The sequence below is a fragment of the Staphylococcus sp. HMSC063F05 genome (assembly GCF_001837075.1).
Classification (GTDB): domain Bacteria; phylum Bacillota; class Bacilli; order Staphylococcales; family Staphylococcaceae; genus Staphylococcus; species Staphylococcus epidermidis.
Genome location: NZ_KV831334.1, coordinates 103428 through 127234, shown reverse-complemented (window position 1 = coordinate 127234; position 23807 = coordinate 103428). Strand labels below are relative to the sequence as shown.

Sequence of the window (23807 nt, the reverse complement as noted above, 5' to 3'; positions counted from 1 at the left end):
CTATCATTTATAAGTGGCATTTGAGATTGATGTTTATAAATTAACCTTCAATAAACTTATATATTTTATCCATTGGTACGGGAAATGTATACTGCTCCCTATCATCTAAATTAAACCACGTCATTTGTTTAGGTAAATCATTTTCCTTTATATTAAGAGGTGCTGTAACATTGTATACTTTAATTTCCCATGTAAGATGGGTAAATTGATGCTTTAATTTAAATACTGGTTCGTTAATTGTTTCGATACTTTTTCCTAAATCATCAGATATCACATCGTTTGCATTTGTTTGTTCTCTCATTGGAAATTGCCACATACCATTAAGAAGTTTTTCTTTACGCTTTTCAAGTAAATATTGACCATTATCATTACGAATAAGAAAAACTTTTTGCTCAATGGTTTTCTTATTTAAACTTTTGGTTTTTACTGGTAATTCTTGTGTAGTCCCCATATGAAATGCCTCACAGTGTTCTTGAATAGGACAAAACAAACACAATGGTGATTTTGGCGTACATACTAACGCCCCTAGCTCCATCATTGCTTGATTAAATGTTCCCGCATCCTTCAACACATACGGGTGTAATTCTTGTTCGAATGCTTTTCGAGTGGACTGTAACTTTATATCACGATAGTCATTGTTTAATCGTGACCATACTCTAAAAACATTACCATCGACAGTTGCTAAAGGATGATTGAAAGCTATACTCATGACCGCCGCCTGAGTATATGGACCCACACCTTTTAACTTTTTAAATGATTCAGGATCGTATGGTACCTCACCATCATAATTATTATTAACTTCTTTTACGGCAGTATGGAAATTACGCGCTCTGCTATAATAGCCCAACCCTTCCCAATACTTCAGCACTTCATCTTCATTAGCTTCGCTCAACGACTGTATTGTAGGGAACCTATGTATAAATCTATAGTAGTAATCGATAACAGTGTTTACTTGCGTCTGTTGTAACATCACTTCACTTAGCCATATATAATAAGGATTAGTCGTTTCTCTCCAAGGCATATCTCTTTGATTTTTATGAAACCAATCTTCAATATCTTTTTTAAAAGAATTTTCTAGATACATAAAACCTTTCCTCTCTATTAGCTTCATAAGAATGTATTGTTAAAAGCATTCTTAAGTTCAACTTTAACATGACTCTATAATACATTACTTTGTATATGTTTATTTAAAGTAAGTTAATTTTGTTATTTCAACTTTTAGATTATAATATATATTAAATAAAGATGAAAAGAGTGAGCATTTATGGACACAGCCACACATATCGTTATGGGTGTGGGTCTTACAGCTTTAGCAACGCAAGATCCAGTTATGGCAGAATCATTTGCTGCTACTGCGACGACTTTAATCGCAGGTTCTTTAATACCAGACGGTGATACTGTATTGAAATTAAAGGATAATGCGACATATATTTCACATCACAGAGGAATCACACATTCATTACCTTTTACAATATTATGGCCTATATTAATTACATTTTTTATATTTGTAATATTTAGCCAAACGAATCCTTTACATGTATGGTTATGGGCACAACTAGCAGTGTTTTTACATGTCTTTGTAGATATTTTTAATTCTTATGGTACACAAGCATTACGTCCCATAACTAACAAATGGATTCAATTAAGCGTGATTAATACCTTTGATCCGATAATATTCATTATTTTAAGTACCGGTGTCTTATTGTGGATATTAGGTATTCACCCGTATATTGTTTTCTTTCCAATTATATTAATTCTCATAGGCTATTATATTGTAAGATTTAAGATGCAAGCAGCAATTAGAAAACAAGCACTCCAAAAAATTGAGCAATCGCATACACCAGTAAAAGTATTCGTAGCTCCAACAATAAAATTTCATGTATGGCGGGTCGCAATACAAACAGATAAGCATGATTATGTTGGTGTTTCCAAATGGAAAAATGTAGATTTCACTGATAAAGTTAAACGCCAGTCTATGACTCCTGATTCGATATTATGGAAAGTTAAAGGTAATAAAGATATATATACATTTTTAAACTTTTCTTCAATTTACCGTTGGCAAACTACACCATTAGATGATGGCACAACAGAAATTCGACTTATGGATTTACGATACTTAAATAAAGGTCGTTATTCTTTTGTAGCTATTGCACATTTAACACTTGAAAATGAAATTGATCACTCTTATATTGGGTGGGTATTTAGCGAAGATAAATTACAACGTAAATTATTTTCATAATATATTTGATTGTTACAAAATTCATATTAACTACGATGCTAACATTGGAGAAAACTTGATATAAAAGAATTTCAGTTTAGCCATCGACCGCCTATAAATTAAGAATGCCTCAGACTTTGATTGATGTCTGAGGCATTCTTAATTTAATAAAAGATTGTACTATTGTAATAACTTTATTGAACTATTTACTTATCTAATTTTACGTTTAAACATTCCTTTTCTTTATTCTTTTTTGAATAATTCTTTTGGTTAGATTGGTTTTGATATTTATCAAATGCTATGTGACGCACAAGCGCATAATTAATCACACAGATGATTCCAATTAAAATAATAATATATAAATGATAAGGTAAATTGCTCATGCTGATTGTACCAAATACTATAGCTTGCGAACTACCATTTACGAAATAATACAGAGGATTTAACATCATAATATGATTAACCACATTTAAATTTGTATTAGGGATGTATGTAATTGGAACCATAAAGAAGCTGATAGCACTTACTATAATAAATATCAGTTTTACATGTTTAATTGCATAACTCAGCAAGCCCAATATTATCGAAGTCACACTGATAAAAATTGCTAAAATTACTAAATAATATAAAAATGAAAGTATTGATGCTTCAAAATTCACAGGCTTAAGAATAATAATAACTATCCCCAGAATAAGTATTGTTATTAAACCTAACATCGCTATAACTATAGTAGGTGTAACTGCAGATATATGAAATGACTTCATGACAACGAAATCTCTGATATAGTACTTATAAGCTATATAAATAGATTGTATAATAATGCTGAATATGATGAATGATGAAATTCTGAATAACCAACGCACTTGAACAATATCGGTAGTATGGTTGAAATTAAAAAATCCCTCTAATGCTAGAATAATTACTAGTCCTATAATTAGGCTAATTGCAAACCACTTCCATGTTTGCTTAAGCCTTTGAGTACAAAAACTAAAAAGATGTGGTAAGTTTTTAATATATACAATTAAATTATCTATCATTTTCACACCTACAATTCAATATAAATCCATTTTTCTTCTTTCATATCAGCGATAAAATAACCGCTTCCACTTTTTGTAATCCATACATCTTTCGTGATATTAAATGTTTTTTTCAATTCCGTTTTATTTGTCATTGGAATAACAAATCCAGACAGTTTATCATTATCACCAAATATCATTTTTATAGGTTGTTGCGTGATCGGTACAACATACTTTTTATCTTTATCAGGTCTAAGCGTTTCTGTTACTTTATCATGTTTTTGATGTAAGTGACTGTTAAAGTACTCTACGTAAGTACTATAATTTGATTTTATATAAGGTGACAATTTCTTAAAAGTATGAGATTCGTATAACCCAGCTGGATTGAAATAAAACACTTGATTTTTACTAACACTATATCTCCTTTGATTCATTTCGACCCGATATCTTTTGTTATTTTCTCCAGTAATTGTAATTAAACTATACTTAGGTACTTTTAAATCTTTAGACCCGTTTAAAGTAACTGATCCATCTAATGCTAATCCATATGCAAGTTTTTCTTCGTAAGTATCTTTATTCTGATTCTGTATGGATGCTTGGGTATTAATGTTCCCTAGTTTGACCATACCTAAGTTGTTAAAGAAAAGTACGCTCATTAAAACAAGCCCAATCAAAAAGCTGACAAATAAGGTCCAAAATCTCACTAGAAATCTTGGTGGCTTAGCATGATTATAACGTTCTATTCTTTTAAAATTATAAGTCATTTCAGGAATACGAGAGCGATTCTGCTTCCAATCATAATCAAAGTTCTCAATTTCCATTTCTGATTTTAAACTAGTACGATCTTTTTCATGTTCTCTAAAAGTTGGTAATACCTGATTTAGAGAACCTTCCTTGCGTATCTGGCCGTGTGATACCCATGTTATGTAGTTACTTGTTTTGCTTATCTTTTCTACATCATTATCAATTAAGACTAGTGTTTTATTAGCTTCAATATAATCTTTTGATAAAACTGTAGCTCTTTCTATAAATGTTTCATCTAAATGTGATAAAACATGATTTAAAATGATAATATCGTTTTTTGAAGAACGTGCAATACTAAGTAAAAGTTGTGCGTATGATTTTTCGCTTAAATTAGAAACCTTTTCTTCTATGTAATCACCTAAATGTGCCCATTGAATAATTTGTTCAACTTTATGCTCAGTTACTTCATAAGGAAAAAGTTGTACGAGTTCGCTCACATATTGGCTCACAGTTAAATTATTAATCTTTCGATCATCAATATCACCGAAATACAAGTTTTTAATTCGGACGACCTTACCTTTATCAGGTTTCACTGAACCACTTAAAATTCTACCAATCAAAGTTTTAGAAGATCCAGGTTCTCCGATTATACCTAATGCTTCACCTTGATATATATGCAAAGAAATATTATTTAGGTTGATGTCCTCAGCATCATAACCTAATGGTCGATACCATTTTTTTGAATTATGATTTCTATAGTAATGTGTTACCTTGAGTAATTTTAAAACTATTGAGCTTCCCATTAATTATACATCCTTCTAAAATTTTAATAATGCTAATGGTAGACCTTCCTCAGGTTCACTACTGTTTATTCTAAATCCCCATGCAAATACACCCTTGAGTCGTTCTACTTTAAAGTACTGTTTACTACCATCATTGAGTTTATAGATTTTTCCAGGTTCAATTTTATTGCGATCCACAAGATAGCTTTCTGCTATAATCACTTTGCTTTGATAAACATCATATTCATTCATAATGCCATTCATCTCTGCTTTACGCATTTTTTCTTTAAATAATTGTATTTCATGTCTTAGTTCTTGCTCGGACATTTCACTCATTTTCTTTTTATTCATTAGATATACCGCTTTCTTCTAATTTAGATTTAATTTTATCATAATTATAGCCTTTTCTCATGAGTGCCTCTATGGTTTTAATAACACTTTTATCACTGTCATATTTTCTACAATTTTTATTATAGACTTTCTCTAAATCACGTTGCAATAAATGGTCTAATGTTTCTTCGTCTTGAGAAAAATCTATTTCATTCATAACTAGTTGAATTGTTTCAAACTTATATCCTTTTTGGAGAAGTGACTGTGTTACTTTTTGCTTTACCTTTGCTTCAGGACCCTTTTTAGACTTCATCACTTTTTCAGCAACTTTGATGACGTCATCTAATGGTTGTTGTTGTTCATATGCTTCGACATATTTTTCAATAATCGTAACTTCAATACCTAATTGATAGAGTTTTTGTCTATATATTTCTGGTCCTTTATCTGTAGTGTGTATCATGGTGTTTTTTAAACTTTCTGCGTAGTCTTCATGATCAATAAATTTTTCCTTATAGCAATAGTCAATGACATCTTGAATAGCATTACTTTGAATATCGTTTTTTTCTAAATACTGTATAACTTCTCTTTCAGTACGTTTCTTATAAGACAAGTATTGAATTGCAAGATTAACACCTCGACGGTAGTGATCATATTCTTGAATATTCTGCATATCTGACGGTTCAAGTATTTGATCTTTTTTTAAGTTAAATTTAACTAATGTATCAATATCTATCCCCATTTCAAATTCTCCATCTAAAAAGAGATTAAAGCGTTCTTTATTCTTTTTTTGTACTTCTATTTTAGTTACCTTTGGCATTTTACTATCCCTACTTCTATATTCAAACGTTTTTCTTACATATATTATGACACATCATTAGATGTTTCATAAAAGACTTTGAATTTTATATCCCTACTTTATGCACTAAAAAAGGAGTAAAACAGATTTCATCCTGTCCTACTCCTTTAAATTTATTTAGCTATCGACTCAATATGTTTTAAAAGATTGATATAATATCATAAATAAATGGTTAATAAAATATTGCTTCTATAAACTAATCCCATTATATTCATTCCATTTTTATTTGTTTAGTCGTTTAATTTCCAAGTTGAGACATAGCTTCTTGATATTGTGATTCACTAATAAAATTTTGTTGTTTCATTTTCTCTAAATTGGTTTTAACTCTATTGATGTAATTATTCGACATATCATTTACATCATACACACTTGGTGCATTTACTTTGCTTGCTAATATAGCACTTTGTAACACACTAATCTGACTCATATTTGAATTGTTTTTATCGACCGTTACACCAAAATAATGATTTGCAGCACCTTCTACAGTATATTGATTATCACCATAATAAATATTATTCATATAGAAACTTAAAATCTGATTTTTACTGTATTGCTTTTCAACTTTACGCGCTACAAACAATTCTTTGATTTTTCTTGTAAAGGATCGTTCATTATCGTAATAATAATTCTTTACAACTTGTTGCGTAATTGTACTTCCACCTTGCACATCTCTATCGCTAATAGTTGAAAACAATGCCCTTGTCGTTCCTTTTATATCAAAGCCATGATGTTTATAGAAACGCTCATCCTCCATTGAAATAAATGCGCCTTTTACATAGTTAGGCATATTTTCGGTAGCAACAAAATCGCTTTTATTTTCAATTGATTTTAAATCATCTACATTTGCTCTTGAAGAAATAAAGTACATGACACCAAAAAATATAATCAATAAAATTAATATAGTGATAATTGCTTTTAAGAAAATTCTTTTACTTTTTTTCTTTTTCGGTGGTTTCCCTATTGGTTGATAATATGTATTGTAATGAGGTCGTTGAGACTCATAACGTTGTTCAATATAATCATCCGTATATTTATCGCTTCTTTTCATGGGTTTTCTCCTTTTCTCAAACTCACCCTTTTAAAGTGAGTTTACCAATTGTTTAACCGTTTAGCTATAGTAAAGTTAAAAAATCAGTCCCAAGGTGTAGCAATAGTTCTAAGACTTAAGTACAGTCAAAAGTACAAATTATTCATTTAAACTCAAGTTGTCATTTCCAAGATATCATTTACCTATCAAAATTCAGTTTTTTATCATTTATTTAATGCCATAAAAAAGACTGTTGAAAAAGTCAAAAACTTTAACAACAGTCTTAATCAATAATTTAAAATCAAAATAATGAGTGCAGATTAGCTCATTATAAATACAATTTATGCTTCTAATTTTTTAACAATTTCTCTATTGAAGTCATCTAAATCATCAGGTACACGACTTGTTACAATGTTGTTGTCTGCCACTACTGATTCATCTACAACATTCGCACCAGCATTTGATAAATCTTTGCGTACGTTAATAACACCCGTGATTGTACGTCCTTTTAAATCGTCAGTATCAACTAATACTAATGGTCCGTGACAAATTGCAAATGTTGGAACATCATTTTTAGTGAAATACTTAGCAAAAGTACCATAGCGACCTTCTTCATCACCACGTAAGTGGTCAGGTGAAAATCCACCAGGAATTAATAATGCATCATAATTTTCTGGTTTAGCATCAGCAATGCTAACATCTACAGTGACTTTCTCACCGTGTTTACCAACAACTTCATGGTTAGCTGTATCACCAATCACTTCTGTTTCAAATCCAGCATTTTCTAATGCTTCTTTAGGACTTGTTAATTCTATATCTTCAAATTCATCTGCTAGAATAATTGCTACTTTTTTTGCCATAATGTGACATCACCTTTCAGTCATCTGTTTTTGAATCTAGATATAATATAGACAAAAAATTAGGGAGTTAAACATCTATTGCTAAATTTTTCAAATTAAAAAAGAGCTAAACTTATTAGTATTATTTACATTGTCATTCTCCAACCCCAACTTGCTTTGTCTGTTGAATTTCTCGCTGAAATTCTCTTTGTTGGGGCCTCAATACTAAAATATATGGAAACTTTTATGTATTAATTATTCAGTGGCTATACGTTAAGAAAGTCTAGGATTGTTATTGATGTCCTAGACTTTCTAAATAATTATTTTGAAACTTGTTTCACTTTTTCTTCCAACTGATCAAGTAAACCAATCCACTCATCAATATCTTCTACACGTACCTCATCCGGATTTACATGATCAATGTCTTCAATAAATTTGTTTAATCGTGTTTTAATTTGATCAATCGTTTGCTGTTCACTCATTAAATATTGGAACTCCTTTTTACTTGTATTTACTACGATAATATTATCCTAACAGAATTTGACAAAAAGCGATATAATCATAATAATATTCATTGTACATTTTGCACATAATCAAAACAAAGTAGATGGAAATTTTTTAATTTTAGGAGTAATAAATTATGATAATATCAAACAAATCCCCTATTTCTATCAACAATGATCCATGGGAAGCATATAATGATATTTTAGAACATAACCAATTAACATTAAGTAATATAGAATTTACAACTACAAATTTATGTAATATGCGTTGCAGTCATTGTGCAGTTGGTTACACTTTACAAACTAAAGATCCTGATCCTCTTCCGATGGATATCATCTATCGACGTTTGGACGAGATACCTAACTTAAGAACATTGTCTATTACAGGTGGAGAACCAATGTTTTCCAAAAAATCAATCAAAAACGTCGTTAAGCCTCTACTTAAGTATGCCAAACATCGTGGTATTTATGTTCAAATGAATTCAAATTTAACTTTACCTCAAGACCGGTATTTAGATATTGCAGAATACATAGATGTTATGCATATTTCACATAATTGGGGAACCATTCAAGAGTTTACTGATGTTGGCTTTGGTGCAATGAGAAAACAACCTCCTCTAAAAGCCAAGTTGAAATTATATGAGCAAATGCTTGAAAATTCCAGCACTTTATCAGACCAAGGCATGTTCGTATCGGCAGAAACAATGCTTAATCAAAGCACAGTCCCTTATCTAAGTAAAATACATAACGAAGTGGTAAATGACATGAAATGTAGCCGTCATGAGATTCACCCAATGTATCCATCTGATTTTGCTAGCCAATTAAATGTATTATCTCTTAAAGAAATGAAAGAAGCTATTCATCATTTGTTAGATATACGTGATGAAAACACATGGATGTTGTTTGGTACTCTACCTATCTATCCATGTTTAAATGATGAATATGATCAACATTTATTGCAACGTTTAAGAAAATCGAAGAATGTTACAATGAGAAATGACCCTGATGGTCGTAGCCGTTTGAATGTTAATGTATTTACTGGCGATGTTATTGTGACTGATTTTGGTGATGAAAATGGTACAATATCTAATATACAAAAGGATAAATTGACAGATGTATTCAACCAGTGGTTAAATACTGACCTTGCACAATCTTTAAATTGTCATTGTGCAGAATATCAATGTCTAGGTCCGAATGTTTTAGTTAAAAATATGTATTACCCAAATACTGATTTCAAGAAAAAAGAACAAATCATGCATCAACATCAAATATTTTCATAACAAAATTTTAGTATAAACAAACAGTAACCACCCTATGTTGTTTTCAACATTCATAGGGTGGTTACTGTTTTAATAAAAAGAAAAACTTTATTGTTAAAATTATATTATCTTATTATTTACATTAATTACTAAATTCTTACTTTTCGATATGTCTAACTCTAGATAAATATTCAATTGTATCTATACTTTCTTTACGACGTTCTTTACGTCTAGCAACACGTTGTGGCGCAGTTTCATGGAACCATTTTTCTACAGATGTTTCAGGTTCAACATCAGGTACTGATGTTGGTTTTCCATCACTATCCAATGCTACAAAAGTTAAAAAACTTAAAGCGGCCAAGTGGCGCTCGTTTTTATAAACATCATCAATAACAATTTGAACACATATCTCCATCGAACTTGTTCCTGCATAAGAAACCATTGCTTCATATGATAAAATATCTCCAGTTGTAATAGGTCTTAAAAAGTCAACAGAATCTGTTGATGCAGTAACAACTGGGTTGCCAGCGTGCTTCATAGCAGTAATAGCAGCTATTTCATCAATATTTGCCATTAAAGTTCCACCGAACATTGTGTGATGATGATTGGTATCTTGTGGATATACCTGTCTTGTTTTGATGCATTTAGCATCTGACATTTTTTTGCTTTTTCTATTTGTGTTAGCCATAAATCATAATCTCCCCAATTTATAATATTTAAACAAACTCCCAATTCATTTCAATAATTGATTGTTTATTTCACTTATACTATTTAGCCCAATTTCCATTTTTAAAAACTAATTCTTTTGTTTCATCTTGCAATATCCCATAAATTGTTAAATCAGGACTACCAATCATGAAATCTTCATGAATATTGGAATCATTGAGTCCATTTGCAATTTTTTCTTCTGTAGTCATTTCAGTACCACCTTTGATATTAAAACTATAAGCTGACCCTATAGCTAGGTGGCATGATGCATTTTCATCAAAAAGAGTGTTATAGAATATTGTGCGTCGATTTGATATTGGTGAATCATCGGGCACTAGTGCTACTTCACCTAATCTACAAGCACCTTCATCAGTTGCAATTAAATCTTTAAGTAATTTCTCACCTTTTTCTGCTTTGACATCAATTATCACACCATCTTTAAAAGTCAATGTAAACCCGTCTATAATGTTACCATTAAGATTTAAAGGTAATTTATTGGTTACATATCCATTAACATTGTTTCTATCTGGAGCTGTAAAAACTTCTTCTGTAGGGATATTAGCAATGAAAGGTTGACCGTCCCCATTTACATAACTTGTTGCATCTTCCCATATGTGTCCTTTAGGTAACCCTACTATTAAATCCGTGCCTTCTGATATGTAATGTAAAGCTTGATAGTTTTTCTCTTGTAATCGTTTAGCATGAACACTTAAATCTTTAATGTGTTTTTCCCAATTTTCAATTGGATTTTGTCCATCTACACGAACAATATCAAATACTTCATCAATGAATTTAATATATGCTGATTCAACATCCAACTCTGGATAGACACGACGTGCCCAATCCCTAGTAGGGAACGCAGCCACTACCCATGGAAATTGGTTTTTTTGACTTGCTTCCATATATGGTTTAAATCCTTTTGAGTATACAGTTTGATACGCTTTTAACTTTTGCGCATCTATTCCATTTAATAGCTCTGGATCTTCAGCAATGAGCGCCAAGTTCGCTGCGCCACGATTAACATAATCCAGACGCTCTTCAATATCATATTGTTTGAGTTCTTGTTTTTCAAAGTGTTCAACTGATTCGTTTTCAAATTTTAATCTTTTTAATTTCGGGTCTGTGTAGCTCACTCGAACATCTTCTGCCTCTGCTTTATATGCTTCCTCGACGATTAAATGAGTTAATTCTAACGCTTCAACAGATGAACGTATAAAAACAGGTTGCTGTGGTTGTACATTCATTCCCACTCTTACTAATAATTCTGCATATTGTTTTAACTTATTATGATAATTCGTCATATTAATCCTCCATATCTTGTCTAAGCTGTCCTAAATGGTCAGCAATAGCCGTAACCTCACTAGGCGAGAATGAATCTTTAGACATTACGAATTCATATATTTCGCTTATGTCTTGATGAGGTGTTGATTTAAATTTTTCCGGATTAAGTAATGCTTGATTTACAATATTTAATTTTTGTCTTATATTAGAAATCATTTCTTCATTAGATAATGACATTTAATTCACCTCTTTAGTTCAATATTCTATCAAATTATCATAGTTTGTTAAACTTTGATAGAATTTGAGGTTAAGTACTTTCTTATTGTTTAGATAGTATATAAAATGGGCATATAAATACATAGTTTGGAGTGATACTAATGATACATGTAGCATTTGTATGTCTCGGTAATATATGTCGTTCTCCAATGGCTGAGGCTATCATGAGACAAAGACTACAAGAAAGTGGTATTTCAGATATAAAAGTTCATTCTAGAGGAACAGGACGTTGGAATTTAGGCGAACCTCCACATAACGGAACACAAAAAATTCTACAGAAGTACCATATTCCTTATGATGGTATGGTGAGTGAACTTTTCGAACCTGATGATGATTTTGACTATATTATTGCTATGGACCAAAGTAACGTAGACAATATCAAACAAATCAATCCAAATTTACAAGGACAATTGTTCAAATTGCTAGAATTTAGTAACATGGAAGAGAGTGATGTACCAGATCCATACTACACAAATAATTTTGAAGGTGTTTTCGAGATGGTGCAATCATCTTGTGATAATTTAATAGACTACATCGTAAAAGATGCAAATTTGAAAGAGAGGTAATTCAACTATGGAAAATAAATTAGTACCTGGTATTTTAATTGGTGCCGTAATTGGTGGCGCGGCTGCTCTTGCTGATAAATCTACACGTCATTCTTTAAAACAATCATTCAAAGACATCAAAGAAGGAAATCGTACACGTAAACCTTCAAAAATAAGTAGCATCAAAGATGAAGTAATGTATTGGAAAGATACATTAGATGAAATACGTCGTAATAATCCTGAATTAGAACGTTCTATTAAAGATGCCAAAGAAACTTTTGTAAATCGTAAAAATCAACGCTTAGGTAAATAAACTTTCAAATGCGTAGCATTTTCAGAGAAAGTAGGACATCAATTGGAAAATGTACGCATATAAGTTTATGATATTTAATAACTATGAAGTGGAACGGAATTCATTTTAGATGGATTCTGCTCCACTCTTTTTATCTTTATTGATAATAAACTTTACATTAATTGTTAAATTTTGACTCGCACTTGTTTAATACTTTAACTCATGTTAAAAACTATAAATCAATATTCAAAAACTATTGCCTTTCTATTTAATTTAGGCCAAAATAATCATTGAGTGTTAAAAATACATTACTTTATAAAGGGTATTGGATTTATCATATATAAATAAAACCATTTTTGTTTTACTATACCGCAAATATGGGAATATCAATTTTAAATGTAAAACATAAAAAGCAAAGGAGATTGTTATGTCAAAAAAAGAGAAAACAACTTCTAAATATCTTAATTCAATAGAAGATAAAGAGCATAAAAAGAATAAAAAAATAGAAGTTGACCGTACATATATAGAACCTCAAGAATTCCAATCTAAGAAACCTAAAAAAAAGAATCAAGTATTTTTTGTTTCCCGGCTGAATAAACCAGCCAAATACACCGAAAACTCTAATTTCTTTTCTTACCTGATTTATAGGATAGGTAAAGATGACGCTGCAGGTTTAGCAGCACAGATGACATATCATTTTGTATTAGCACTTTTCCCAATGCTAATTTTTTTACTTACGCTACTTGGTCAATTTATCACGATTGATGCTAATCAGATTAATCAAAAAGTAAGTCAATATGTCCCTGATCAAGAAACAGCTAGCATCGTTGGTGGAATTGTTAAAGATATCTCTGACACTGCCAGCGGAGGTATTTTGTCAGTTGGGTTAATTTTAGCTATTTGGTCAGCATCAAATGGAATGTCCGCTATTATTAACTCATTTAATGTTGCTTATGACGTTGAGGATTCTCGAAACGGTGTAGTAGTTAAATTATTAAGTATTCTATATACACTTGTTTTAGGTGCAGTATTTGTTGTTGCTGTAGTACTTATAACACTAGGTCCAGTCATTAATAAATTTTTATTTGGACCACTAGGTATTGATAATCAAATTGAATGGATTTTTAATTTAGTACGAATTGTTATTCCATTGATTATTATTTTCATCATATTTACTGTACTTTATTCAGTTGCACCTAATGTTAAAACAAAATTACGTTCCGTTATTCCTGGCGCTATTTTCACTTCCATTATTTGGTTACTAGGGTCCTTTGCATTCGGTTACTATATTTCAAACTTTAGTAACTATTCGAAAACGTACGGAAGTTTAGCTGGTATTATCATTTTATTCTTATGGTTGTATATCACAAGCTTTATTATTATTATCGGTGCTGAAATCAATGCAATTATTCACCAAAGAAAAGTCATAGCTGGTCACACACCTGAAGAAGCCGCTATTAAACATGATGATAACAATGAAAATCACTATAACGAAAATACGACTTATGAATACTACGAAGATAGCAAAGATGTAGATATCTCTAATGAAGATGACACTTATAATATCAATCATCAATCTAAAGAAGAACATCACACAAGCGACTGATAATATTGAAAGGCGAAAGTATCGATAGATGTATCGTTACTTTCGCCTTTAATAATTTATTGAATTAAATTATGCTGGAACGCATAGATTACTGCTTGTGTTCGATCTTGAACTTCTAATTTACTCAGTATGTTACTTACATGAGTTTTTACTGTTTTGATGGTGATATGAGAGGCGCTTGCAATCTCTTGGTTAGAGTATCCTTTAGCTATAAGTAATAGGATCTCCATTTCTCTTTCTGTTAACATTTCATAAAGCTCGGCACGTTTTTTCATACGGTTGCGCATTTTTACTAACACTTCTGGTTCAAATACTGATTCACCTTCATACGTTTTACGCACAGCGTCAGCTATATCACTTGCACTTGTTGTCTTTAAAATATAACTATCTACTCCAGAATCAAGTGCACGATAAACTTCTTTATCCTCTATAAAGCTTGTTAACATGACTACTTTAATTTGAGATAAATCTTTTTTAATTTCAGTAGTTGCTTCTACACCATCCATATCGTCCATAAGTAAATCCATTAATATTAAATCTGGTTTTAGCTCATGCGCTTTAGTGATAGCCTCTTTACCAGAAGCACCCTCACCTACTACTTCTATATCTTCTTGAGTTGAAAGATAGCTTGAAATACCGATTCTTACCATTTCATGATCATCAACAAATAAAACTTTAATCGCCACTTGAATTCTCCTCCTTATTCAATGGTGCCTTAACTTCAATTCGTGTACCTGAATCAGGTAAAGATACAATATGAAACGTCGCACCAATTTCTAACGCTCGTTCTCGCATATTTTTCAAACCATAACTTTGTTCAAATTTTTCATCTACATTAAACCCTTTTCCATTATCTTGAATTCTTAGTAAAAGATAATCCTCTTGATTAAATAATTCTACAGTTACTTTTGTACCATTTGAATGTCGCAATGTATTTGAAATAGCTTCTTGTGTAATTCTGAACAAATGATCTTCAATGCCTTTTGGCACTTCAAAATCTTGAATTTCATGCACAACTTTCATTGGTACTTTCTTTTGTAAATCGATGACTAAATCTTTAATTCCTTCACCTAAAGACTTATCTTTTAAACCTATCGGTCTTAAATGTAACAACAAAGCTCTCATTTCAAGTTGTGAGTCTTGAACCATTTTTTCAAGAATTGGTATCTGTTGATTTAAAGGTGGTTCTAATTTCGACTCTTTTATCGCTGATAGCATCATGCTCGCAGCAAATAATTGTTGACTAACAGAATCATGTAATTCCCTAGCAAGTCGTTGTCGCTCATCTTCGATAATCTTTTTGACTTTTACATCATTAATGTTGTAGTTTTCATTAGTTAAATTTTGAGTCTTCATTCTAAGTCGATGTAATTCTTGATTTAATGGAACTAGTGTATGATAAATATCTATCGTTTCTGTATATAATTCGATATTTTGATCATTGATACCTACCGTTTGTCCTTCTATTGATCTTTCTATTTGTGAAATAATCCAATCATTTTGTTGATTAATTTTATAAGCTAAAACAGATCCAACTATAATACATAAAAGAACAATTAATAAATTTAAAAATAGAAAAACAGGTATTCCAAATATTTGTGTATAAAACATCCCCTGAAAAAAGATAATATTTACAAACACTTTATCAATAAATAAAAAAGCAATAAGCATACTATATACTAATATAAGCATTGAGCCTATAGCTCTTATGTAGTGATTCATCTGTAAATCACCTCTACGTCTCCAATGAATGATGAAACGTAAACATTAACAGTATAATTATCATCTTTCGTTTTTTCTTCAATTTGAACATGGTTATTCTCAATCTTATAAGATTTATCGTTCACATAAGCAGTGCCGTAGAAGAGAGTCGCATGTAAATTTATATTATAATTAAGAGGTACAACTACTTGTACTTTACCTAAAATATGACGCACAACTATGGTATTTGTTTCCTTAATATTTGCCGCTTTTGTCATATCTATGTGTATGTCTCCTATACCGTGTTGAATCTGTACGTCTTCCCATTTATATACATACACTGGTGTATGTTGTTCACCAAACCATTTTTGCTTAATAAAAATGGGTGATGTGATGTCTTCATCTGTAGCAATCACTTTTAATGGTCTAAACTTATAAATCAAATAACGTATGATGACTACTATTAAAAATATAAATAGAATAATAATCGTGTACTTATTAGATAAAAGTGTAAAAGCAATTAATAAGGTTCCTATCCAAAAAGATAGTAGTCCTCTTACTTTATGAAAATACACATACCCTACATATACAAGTACACATCCTAATAGGAGTACTAGTAAAAAGCCAATTTTTTCAAAAAATATATAGTAAAAATTGGCAATAATCATTAAAGCAGTAAAAATAATCAACATTTCAGTTGATATATATTTGCGTGTCATATTTCGCCACCTTTCTATGCTACAGCACTCATATGATATATAAAGTGGAATGCTTCTTCAGTAGTTATTTTCATTCTAGATTGTAAATTTATATCCGCTTCAATTCTCGCATAATAAGACTCAGCATCATTTAATTGTGATTTAATCATATCAATATCATTATCATGTATTTCCTCAGCACAATAGATTGCTTGATTGTTTACTAAATCTATATATTTATTTTCTAATGAGAGCGTGAGGGTGTCAATTAACTTCTTTAATTGTAATCTTTTTTCTCTTAAATAATTAATATAAGTATCAATATTTTTAATTTGCTTATCTAATGACATTTTATAGTCATTGATACTTTTTTTAGTAATTCGTTTTATAAATTGTTCTAAATATAAATCTAAAATATTCAATGATATCACCTCGTCACTGATTAAGCTTTATTATAAAACAATTCCGAAACCTAATGAAATAGGCTTCGGAACCATATATGCTTCATACTTTAGTCTGACGAGATATGAAAAAAGTAAATCATAATCTTAATTTCTAATTTGAATTACTAATATTTAATTAATCATCAATCTTAGTTGTAAGTAACGGACCATCTTTAGTAACTATAACCGTGTGTTCAATTTGAGCGACATAACTTTTATCTTTAGTTTCAAAAGCCCATTCATTTTTACCTTCAGTTACAAATGTAGCGTGTGTTGATATGAATGGTTCTACTGCAATGACTTGCCCTTCTTTTAATAATGTTTTATCTTTAGAATCAAAATAATTCATGACATGATTAGGTGCCTCATGAAGTGATTGTCCAACACCATGTCCAGTTAAATTTTTGATCACAGTCAAGTCATTTTGGCGTGCAGTTGCATGAACAGCTTTTCCAATATTACTTAATTTTGTACCTGGTTTCACCTTTTTCATAGCATTTTCAAAAGCCATTGTGGCTACGTCACAAACCTTTTGTTTAAGTGGTTGATCTGATTTCCCTACAACAAATGAAATTCCAGTATCAGCATAGTACCCATTTTTTAAAGCTGATACATCAATATTAACTAGGTCACCTTCACGAATTACTCGTTTACCAGGGATTCCATGCGCGACCTCTTCGTTAACACTAATGCAAGTTTGACCTGGGAAGTTTTCATCGTGAATAGGCGCTGATATCGCCCCGTGCTCTTCAAATAAATCTTTAGCAATTTGATCTAATTCACGGGTAGTCACTCCAGGTTGAGTAGCTTCTTTCATAGTATCTCTGACTTTTGCACAAATGTAACCTATTTCTTTTAACGCTTGTAATTCTTCATCAGTTTTAACAATCATTTTATCCCGTTCCTTTATAAATTATATTACATCTTATTATAGCAAAAATTTTTTGATATACTAAATATGAATGTATAACGATTCGTAATAGTTAAATTAATTTTCAAAGAAAGAGAATTTGTCTAAAGTAAAGTCTTTTCGAATTTCCTTTTCTTAAGAGGAGTCAGTATGATATGAATGATAAATGGTATAGACATATAATTGGAGCGCGAACTATTAAAACTGGTTTGGCTACTTTTTTTACGTCTTTATTTTGTATGTTGTTAAACCTCACTCCAATTTTTGCCATACTTACTGCAATTGTTACAATTGAACCTACTGCTAAAGCATCATTAAAAAAGGGGTATAAAAGGCTGCCAGCAACAGTTATCGGTGCGTTATTTGCTGTTGTCTTTACATATGTCTTCGGTGATCAATCACCGTTAAGTTATGCTTTAAGTGCTACATTTACCATTCTGATATGCACTAAACTTAATTTACAGGTAGGAACAACTGTCGCAGTATTAACTTCCGTTGCAATGATTCCAGGTATACATGAAGCATATGTGTTCAATTTCTTTTCACGATTACTTACAGCTCTTATAGGACTTGTTACGGCTGGATTAGTCAATTTTATCATCTTACCACCTAAGTATTATCATCAACTTGAAGAGCAGTTAGCCCTTAGTGAGAAAAAAATGTATCGTTTATTTTATGAACGCTGTAATGAGTTATTATTAGGAAAATTCAGCTCGGAAAAGACTAGTAAAGAATTATCAAAATTAAACATAATTGCTCAAAAAGTTGAAACATTAATGAGTTATCAAAGAGATGAACTTCATTATCATAAAAATGAGGATAATTGGAAATTATTAAATCGCCTTACAAATCGCGCTTATAATAACCGTTTATTTATTTCACATTTATCTAACATTATTTATTTACCCAAACATACGTCTATTGCTTTTGATGCTAATGAGAAGATAGCATTGATTAATATTAGTAATAGTATTAATGGCATCATTCAAAAAGGAAGCTTTGCACGTCAACAAAAATCTATCGCAACACTAAAGTCTTCTGTTAAACAGATGGATGAGTTTGACCAAAATCAAATGAAAAGTACACTCATATATGAAATTCTACTTATATACAAAATTTTAGATTCACGTTATGCAAAATAATATGACGTTAAAACTAATTACTTTATTACCAATATAAAAATGATTTCGTATGATAAAAAGCCGTAGAACAAAGTTTATCTACGGCTCTTTTGATACATAGAAACAGACGCATAAATCTCTTTAATACATTGAATTTGAATGTTTGGCAAACTATTCGTCTACACCTTCACCTATCGTCACGCTCGTAACAAATCCATGTGTCACTTTATATTGTAATTTAATCATTTTACCATGATAGACATATATACCGTCTTCTGGATATTGTGAATCATTGCTTGTATGTGGAATATGATTCAATCTCTCATTTGGGTATGCATCTTTCATACTTTCAAGTGATAGTGATTGATTATTAATACTGAAACGTACACTTATCGCTGTATGATTGCTTGTAGCTCTAATTTCTTGATCATAAACCTTTTTGTATTCAATATCATTAGTATCATCTTGTTGAATCTGATAACCATTAATATTTAAATGACCATTATCTAGAGAATTAATAAATTGAGGTTGAGTTAAAAATGTTGGATTTTCACCAGCCTCACCTTCTAAAGAAAAGCTTTGAGATTGTTTGGTTTCGTTTGTTTGGTGATGCTTTTCTAAGTAAGTATGTGCTTGTGCGACATGTGAAAACGGAAAGGCTAACGTTAAAGCAGCTAGTGTCAATGACGTCAATTTAAAAATCTTCATATTTTCACTCCTATATTTATTGTATGGTTCAATTACAGTTTAACAATAATTATATGTTTCAAAGTGTTTTTTTCATAGGTAATAGAAAATAGCACCTGAGTGTCTATGTTTCAAGATTAATGAACATTAACGTTTCCTAAATGTATATCAAAAGGGGTACGTATAAATATAGAAGACATTGTTTTTTCATCTCAACACATCCCACTTTCCACATTTTCTTTAGCGTTTTAGAAGGAAATGCCATCACTTTGTTCCTAACCTTTTGTTAATTAACATCGGCATAAGTTATTTACAATTCAGTCATTAACTGCTAATACGTTAAAATGCCCCTAGAACATGCATTGATGTTCTAGAGGCATTAATATAATAAGTCTTTATACAAATAACTAATTATCGTCATGATTTACATTCATTATTAAAAATTAAGTTATATTGAGTTATTTTTTATTTTCTTTTGCACGTTTAATCAGAACTTGCTTAGCAGCTTCTTCCTCTGTATTATCGATCTTCTTAGGCTCAAATAGTATCCCTTTTCTTTCACATGCTTTCTCAAGTAGATAATCAGTTATTTCATGATTTTTTGGTAAAATTGGTCCGTGAAGATAAGAACCTAATAGATTTTTATAGTGTATACCTTCTTTTCGATCGTTATCATTATTACCATAACCATACGTTACTCGGCCTAATGTTCCATACGGATGATATGTTCTACCACCATGATTTTCAAATCCAACAATCGTGCCAAAAGTATCACTCTCTATAATGATATCTCCAGTTAAGCGTTCTTTTTTAGACTCGGTATAGAAGTCAAGAACACCCAATCCTTCTAACTCGGTACCATCAGGAGTAATATACTTATGACCTAAAAATTGATAACCACCGCATATAGTTAACCCAGGCATACCATCTTCAATTGCATCTTTTAACGAAGTTTTAATCTTACTTAATTCTTTCGTAGCAAGCGCTTGTTCCCTATCACTCCCACCACCAATGAAGAAAATATCGCAATCATCAAATGTAACCCCTTCAGTCTCATTGATTTCTTTAACATTTATCTTAATATTTCTTTTTTTAGCTCTTTGTTTTAATGCCATGATATTACCAATATCACTGTATAAATTAAGCTTATCTGACATGAAATGATAAACTGTTAGTTCATTCATCTTACGATTGCCCTCCTTCAAATGAGCGATTAAGTTGTTCAAGCATTGGTGTTAATGATGTATAGTTTGGAATTGCTACCGTAAATGAACTGTATTTCATAGTTAATGCAGTCGCTTTATAGATATCCTTTTCAACCTTAACAGGCACTTCAACTTCAGCAAGTTTGAGACGTAATTGTAGTTCCTCAGCACGTGTACCACTTACAATGATAGCCTCGATATCTTGGGTAGCTAGCTTTTCAAAGTCTGCATCGTATATCCATGAAATATCTCGACCATCTGCCGCGTTGTCATTAAGACTAATAACATAAACTTTTTTATCATCAATTTGTTCGCCTACTGATAGACTTGCATTCATTCCAGCTGGATTTTTTGCTAGATTAATCATAGCTTCCTTCTTATTTTTTGAAAAATACTGCATGCGACCATTATCAGACGTATATGTTTCAAATCCTTTGCGTATTGCATCATCATTTAATCCCAATTCTCTTAATACGGTATAGGCTGCTATTGCATTATAAGAGTTAAAATCTCCTGCAATTTTCATATTAAACTCACTTTGGTTTATTATCATTTTTAAGAATGGCGAAGCATCAAATGATGACACTTCATATGTAGGCTCTTCTCGCTTAAATCCACACTCACAGTGATAATGTCCAATTTGATTATAATGTATATAGTCATATTGCAATAATCGTCCACAGTTAGGACAATATTTACTTTCATTCATTGTACTTTGTTCAAAGTCATGCGCAAATTTTTTCATTCCGTAATACACAATGGAATGACTTGCAATTTTCAAGCGACTCACAAACGGATCATCTGCATTTAATAATAATTTTATCCCTTTGTTATTTATTGATTTTGCAATATTATCAACCATAATATCGATTTCACCAAATCGATCCATTTGATCTCTAAAGAAATTTGTAAACACCATCATAGAAGGTGTGACTTCGTTTAAAACACGTGGAATAGACCCTTCGTCTATTTCAATTATCGCAATATTAGTATTCTTAGAGCTTTGCATAATAAAAGCAGAAGTTATTCCTGCTGCCATATTTGCCCCTTCATTATTATGAATAATATTTATTTGATTTTTCTTTAATGTATGTCCAATTAAGTTAGATGTAGTCGTTTTACCGTTAGTCCCACTAATAAAAACAATGTCATCTACTTGTTTAGCTAATTTTCTTAAAATATTATGATCCACACGTCTTGCAATCTGTCCCGGCAAGTCTGTACCCTTTTTACCTACAGCTATACTTGCTTTCCTTGCTAACTTAGCCATGTGGGTTGCAGTCCATTGTCTCATGCGTTTCCTCCTCCAATTTGCACTCGAGTAATTATAACACGTAAAGGGTATAACAAAAAAGATTCTCATCTAAGTTGTATTATCCATTTATCAAATTAGAATAATTATTAATAAAAACGATAATCACTATATCTAGATTAGAATAATTATTATTTGCTATTGAGAAAAGTTTTGTTATAATATAAAAGAATCTTATTTTTATTTATACGGGGTGATTGAAGATGTTAAGTAAAGAACTTTTAGCAGCTTTAAATGAACAGATGAATCAAGAATATTTTGCAGCGCACGCATATATGGCAATGGCAGCATACTGTGACAAAGAATCTTATGACGGATTTGCAAATTTTTATATAGAACAAGCTAAAGAGGAACGTTTCCACGGTAAAAAAATCTATGACTATATCAATGATCGTGGCGAACATGCCATCTTTGATACAATTAAAGCTCCTAAAGTAGAATTTTCTTCTATTTTAGAAACATTTAAAGATAGTTTAGCTCAAGAACGTGATGTTACTCAACGTTTCTATAATCTATCAGAATTAGCTCGGAATGATAAAGATTATGCTACAATTTCATTTTTAAATTGGTTCTTAGATGAACAAGTTGAAGAAGAATCTACATTTGAAACTCATATAGATTACCTTACTCGTATTGGCGATGATTGTAATACACTTTACCTATATGAAAAAGAATTAGCAGCGCGTTCATTCAACGAACAATAATGACAACAACTTAGTCCTAAATATTGTGTTATTTACCCTTAAATCTCCTCAAAGATAAATGATTTAAGGGTTTTTTTAATGCATAAAACATTTGTTCTAACCCGTTTTACTATCTATAAGATTGTTATTGTAATAAAATATTGACATTAAATACTAACATAACAAAAAATAATTGAAAGGAATTAAATAATGGTACAAAATGCATTTGTTGCACTGGACTTTGAAACTGCTAACAGTAAACGAACAAGTATTTGCTCTGTAGGTATGGTTAAAGTTATTGATAATCAAATAACAGAGTCATTTCATACCCTTGTGAATCCTTTTGACTACTTTACTGAAACAAATATTAATGTACATGGCATTCATCCCGAAGATGTGCAAGATGCTCCTGGATTCAAGCACGTCTATCCATATATGCTACAATTTATTGATCAACTTCCTGTTGTTGCCCATAATGCTGCTTTTGATATGAATGTGTTACATCAAAGTTTAAAAAGTCATAATATAGATACACCTTCTTTGACATACTTTTGTTCATATCAATTAGCTAAACGAACAATTAATGCATATCGATATGGGCTAAAACATTTAATGAATCATTACCATTTAGATTTTCACGGTCATCATGATGCGTTAAATGATGCTAAAGCTTGTGCAATGATTACCTACCGCTTATTGAAACATTATGATGATCTTCAAAGCATGTTAAGTATATATGGAAAAAATCTCAAAGATAAAGGCTGA

The 23807-nt window shown here is 30.9% G+C and carries 27 protein-coding genes; 8 read left to right on the top strand and 19 right to left on the bottom strand.

Annotated features, from left to right (window positions below):
* Positions 1-40 precede the first annotated feature (40 nt).
* On the bottom strand, positions 41-1084 hold the full coding sequence (mutY, locus tag HMPREF2576_RS05630; protein WP_001830413.1) for an A/G-specific adenine glycosylase: 1044 nt from the start codon (positions 1082-1084) through the stop codon (positions 41-43).
* A gap of 180 nt (positions 1085-1264) precedes the next feature.
* On the opposite strand from mutY, the gene HMPREF2576_RS05625 reads away from it, so the two are divergent.
* A complete protein-coding gene (locus HMPREF2576_RS05625) occupies positions 1265-2239 on the top strand; it encodes a metal-dependent hydrolase (protein WP_001830424.1) in 975 nt (324 codons plus the stop codon).
* 185 nt (positions 2240-2424) lie between these two features.
* Here the strand turns inward: HMPREF2576_RS05625 and HMPREF2576_RS05620 are convergent, their stop codons facing one another.
* The 7 genes from HMPREF2576_RS05620 to HMPREF2576_RS05590 form a co-directional block, all read right to left on the bottom strand.
* The gene (locus HMPREF2576_RS05620) at positions 2425-3255 is read right to left on the bottom strand and encodes a membrane protein (RefSeq protein ID WP_001830426.1); all 831 of its coding nucleotides are present in this window, start codon (positions 3253-3255) and stop codon (positions 2425-2427) included.
* A gap of 8 nt (positions 3256-3263) precedes the next feature.
* Positions 3264-4781 carry an ATP-binding cassette domain-containing protein gene (locus HMPREF2576_RS05615; protein WP_070856239.1) on the bottom strand — a complete coding sequence of 506 codons (1518 nt, stop codon included), beginning with the start codon at positions 4779-4781 and terminating at the stop codon, positions 3264-3266.
* A gap of 15 nt (positions 4782-4796) precedes the next feature.
* On the bottom strand, positions 4797-5111 hold the full coding sequence (locus HMPREF2576_RS05610) for a YfhH family protein (RefSeq protein WP_001830430.1): 315 nt from the start codon (positions 5109-5111) through the stop codon (positions 4797-4799).
* Complete coding sequence (gene recX, locus HMPREF2576_RS05605; protein ID WP_001830417.1) at positions 5104-5907, bottom strand: recombination regulator RecX; 804 nt, start codon at positions 5905-5907, stop codon at positions 5104-5106. The genes HMPREF2576_RS05610 and recX overlap by 8 nt, the downstream gene beginning before the upstream one ends.
* Positions 5908-6184: 277 nt before the next feature.
* On the bottom strand, positions 6185-6994 hold the full coding sequence (sgtB, locus tag HMPREF2576_RS05600; RefSeq protein ID WP_001830409.1) for a monofunctional peptidoglycan glycosyltransferase SgtB: 810 nt from the start codon (positions 6992-6994) through the stop codon (positions 6185-6187).
* Positions 6995-7314: 320 nt separating this feature from the next.
* Entirely contained in the window at positions 7315-7833 is a 519-nt protein-coding gene (locus HMPREF2576_RS05595) for a type 1 glutamine amidotransferase domain-containing protein (protein ID WP_070856237.1), read from the bottom strand.
* Positions 7834-8132: 299 nt separating this feature from the next.
* Positions 8133-8294: an SE1561 family protein gene (locus HMPREF2576_RS05590; protein WP_001830395.1), complete on the bottom strand. Its 162-nt coding sequence runs from the start codon at positions 8292-8294 to the stop codon at positions 8133-8135.
* Positions 8295-8452: 158 nt separating this feature from the next.
* Between HMPREF2576_RS05590 and yfkAB the strand changes: the two genes are divergently transcribed.
* The gene (yfkAB, locus tag HMPREF2576_RS05585) at positions 8453-9595 is read left to right on the top strand and encodes a radical SAM/CxCxxxxC motif protein YfkAB (RefSeq protein ID WP_001830386.1); all 1143 of its coding nucleotides are present in this window, start codon (positions 8453-8455) and stop codon (positions 9593-9595) included.
* A 136-nt stretch (positions 9596-9731) separates the two neighbouring features.
* Here yfkAB and HMPREF2576_RS05580 read toward each other — a convergent pair whose 3' ends face one another.
* From HMPREF2576_RS05580 to HMPREF2576_RS05570, 3 genes are all read right to left on the bottom strand, one after another.
* The gene (locus HMPREF2576_RS05580; protein ID WP_001830371.1) at positions 9732-10262 is read right to left on the bottom strand and encodes an acyl-CoA thioesterase; all 531 of its coding nucleotides are present in this window, start codon (positions 10260-10262) and stop codon (positions 9732-9734) included.
* 79 nt (positions 10263-10341) lie between these two features.
* The gene (locus tag HMPREF2576_RS05575) at positions 10342-11583 is read right to left on the bottom strand and encodes an aminopeptidase (RefSeq protein ID WP_070856235.1); all 1242 of its coding nucleotides are present in this window, start codon (positions 11581-11583) and stop codon (positions 10342-10344) included.
* Position 11584: 1 nt separating this feature from the next.
* Positions 11585-11800, bottom strand: coding sequence for a DUF1128 domain-containing protein (locus tag HMPREF2576_RS05570; RefSeq protein WP_001830421.1), 216 nt, complete (start codon positions 11798-11800; stop codon positions 11585-11587).
* A gap of 140 nt (positions 11801-11940) precedes the next feature.
* Here HMPREF2576_RS05570 and HMPREF2576_RS05565 point away from each other — a divergent pair, with 140 nt between their 5' ends.
* The 3 genes from HMPREF2576_RS05565 (at position 11941) to HMPREF2576_RS05555 (ending at position 14282) form a co-directional block, all read left to right on the top strand.
* Positions 11941-12405 (top strand): low molecular weight protein-tyrosine-phosphatase, encoded by a 465-nt coding sequence (locus tag HMPREF2576_RS05565; RefSeq protein WP_070856233.1) that lies wholly within the window; start codon positions 11941-11943, stop codon positions 12403-12405.
* A gap of 7 nt (positions 12406-12412) precedes the next feature.
* Positions 12413-12697, top strand: a complete 285-nt coding sequence (locus HMPREF2576_RS05560; protein WP_001830401.1) for a YtxH domain-containing protein — start codon at positions 12413-12415, stop codon at positions 12695-12697.
* A gap of 406 nt (positions 12698-13103) precedes the next feature.
* Complete coding sequence (locus HMPREF2576_RS05555) at positions 13104-14282, top strand: YihY/virulence factor BrkB family protein (RefSeq protein ID WP_001830411.1); 1179 nt, start codon at positions 13104-13106, stop codon at positions 14280-14282.
* A gap of 56 nt (positions 14283-14338) precedes the next feature.
* Here HMPREF2576_RS05555 and vraR read toward each other — a convergent pair whose 3' ends face one another.
* The 5 genes from vraR to map form a co-directional block, all read right to left on the bottom strand.
* On the bottom strand, positions 14339-14968 hold the full coding sequence (gene vraR / locus HMPREF2576_RS05550) for a response regulator transcription factor VraR (protein WP_070856231.1): 630 nt from the start codon (positions 14966-14968) through the stop codon (positions 14339-14341).
* Positions 14958-16004 carry a sensor histidine kinase VraS gene (locus HMPREF2576_RS05545; protein WP_001830374.1) on the bottom strand — a complete coding sequence of 349 codons (1047 nt, stop codon included), beginning with the start codon at positions 16002-16004 and terminating at the stop codon, positions 14958-14960. The genes vraR and HMPREF2576_RS05545 overlap by 11 nt, the downstream gene beginning before the upstream one ends.
* Positions 16001-16702, bottom strand: coding sequence for a cell wall-active antibiotics response protein VraT (gene liaF, locus HMPREF2576_RS05540; RefSeq protein ID WP_002498661.1), 702 nt, complete (start codon positions 16700-16702; stop codon positions 16001-16003). Before liaF ends, HMPREF2576_RS05545 begins: the two co-directional genes overlap by 4 nt.
* A 14-nt stretch (positions 16703-16716) precedes the next feature.
* A complete protein-coding gene (locus HMPREF2576_RS05535; protein ID WP_070856229.1) occupies positions 16717-17103 on the bottom strand; it encodes a hypothetical protein in 387 nt (128 codons plus the stop codon).
* Positions 17104-17260: 157 nt separating this feature from the next.
* Positions 17261-18016: a type I methionyl aminopeptidase gene (gene map, locus HMPREF2576_RS05530; protein ID WP_002498662.1), complete on the bottom strand. Its 756-nt coding sequence runs from the start codon at positions 18014-18016 to the stop codon at positions 17261-17263.
* Between the two features lie 173 nt (positions 18017-18189).
* Between map and HMPREF2576_RS05525 the strand changes: the two genes are divergently transcribed.
* Positions 18190-19176, top strand: a complete 987-nt coding sequence (locus HMPREF2576_RS05525; RefSeq protein ID WP_002494125.1) for an FUSC family protein — start codon at positions 18190-18192, stop codon at positions 19174-19176.
* Positions 19177-19326: 150 nt separating this feature from the next.
* Here the strand turns inward: HMPREF2576_RS05525 and HMPREF2576_RS05520 are convergent, their stop codons facing one another.
* The 3 genes from HMPREF2576_RS05520 to HMPREF2576_RS05510 all read right to left on the bottom strand — a co-directional run bounded on the left by HMPREF2576_RS05520 (position 19327) and on the right by HMPREF2576_RS05510 (position 22341).
* Positions 19327-19863 carry an immunodominant staphylococcal antigen IsaB family protein gene (locus HMPREF2576_RS05520; protein WP_002494124.1) on the bottom strand — a complete coding sequence of 179 codons (537 nt, stop codon included), beginning with the start codon at positions 19861-19863 and terminating at the stop codon, positions 19327-19329.
* A gap of 437 nt (positions 19864-20300) precedes the next feature.
* Entirely contained in the window at positions 20301-21026 is a 726-nt protein-coding gene (locus HMPREF2576_RS05515; protein WP_064206394.1) for a lipid II isoglutaminyl synthase subunit GatD, read from the bottom strand.
* Position 21027: 1 nt separating this feature from the next.
* Positions 21028-22341, bottom strand: a complete 1314-nt coding sequence (locus HMPREF2576_RS05510; RefSeq protein WP_002473913.1) for a lipid II isoglutaminyl synthase subunit MurT — start codon at positions 22339-22341, stop codon at positions 21028-21030.
* Between the two features lie 221 nt (positions 22342-22562).
* On the opposite strand from HMPREF2576_RS05510, the gene ftnA reads away from it, so the two are divergent.
* Entirely contained in the window at positions 22563-23063 is a 501-nt protein-coding gene (gene ftnA / locus HMPREF2576_RS05505; protein WP_001830392.1) for an H-type ferritin FtnA, read from the top strand.
* 189 nt (positions 23064-23252) lie between these two features.
* Positions 23253-23807 carry a 3'-5' exonuclease gene (locus HMPREF2576_RS05500; RefSeq protein WP_002473920.1) on the top strand — a complete coding sequence of 185 codons (555 nt, stop codon included), beginning with the start codon at positions 23253-23255 and terminating at the stop codon, positions 23805-23807.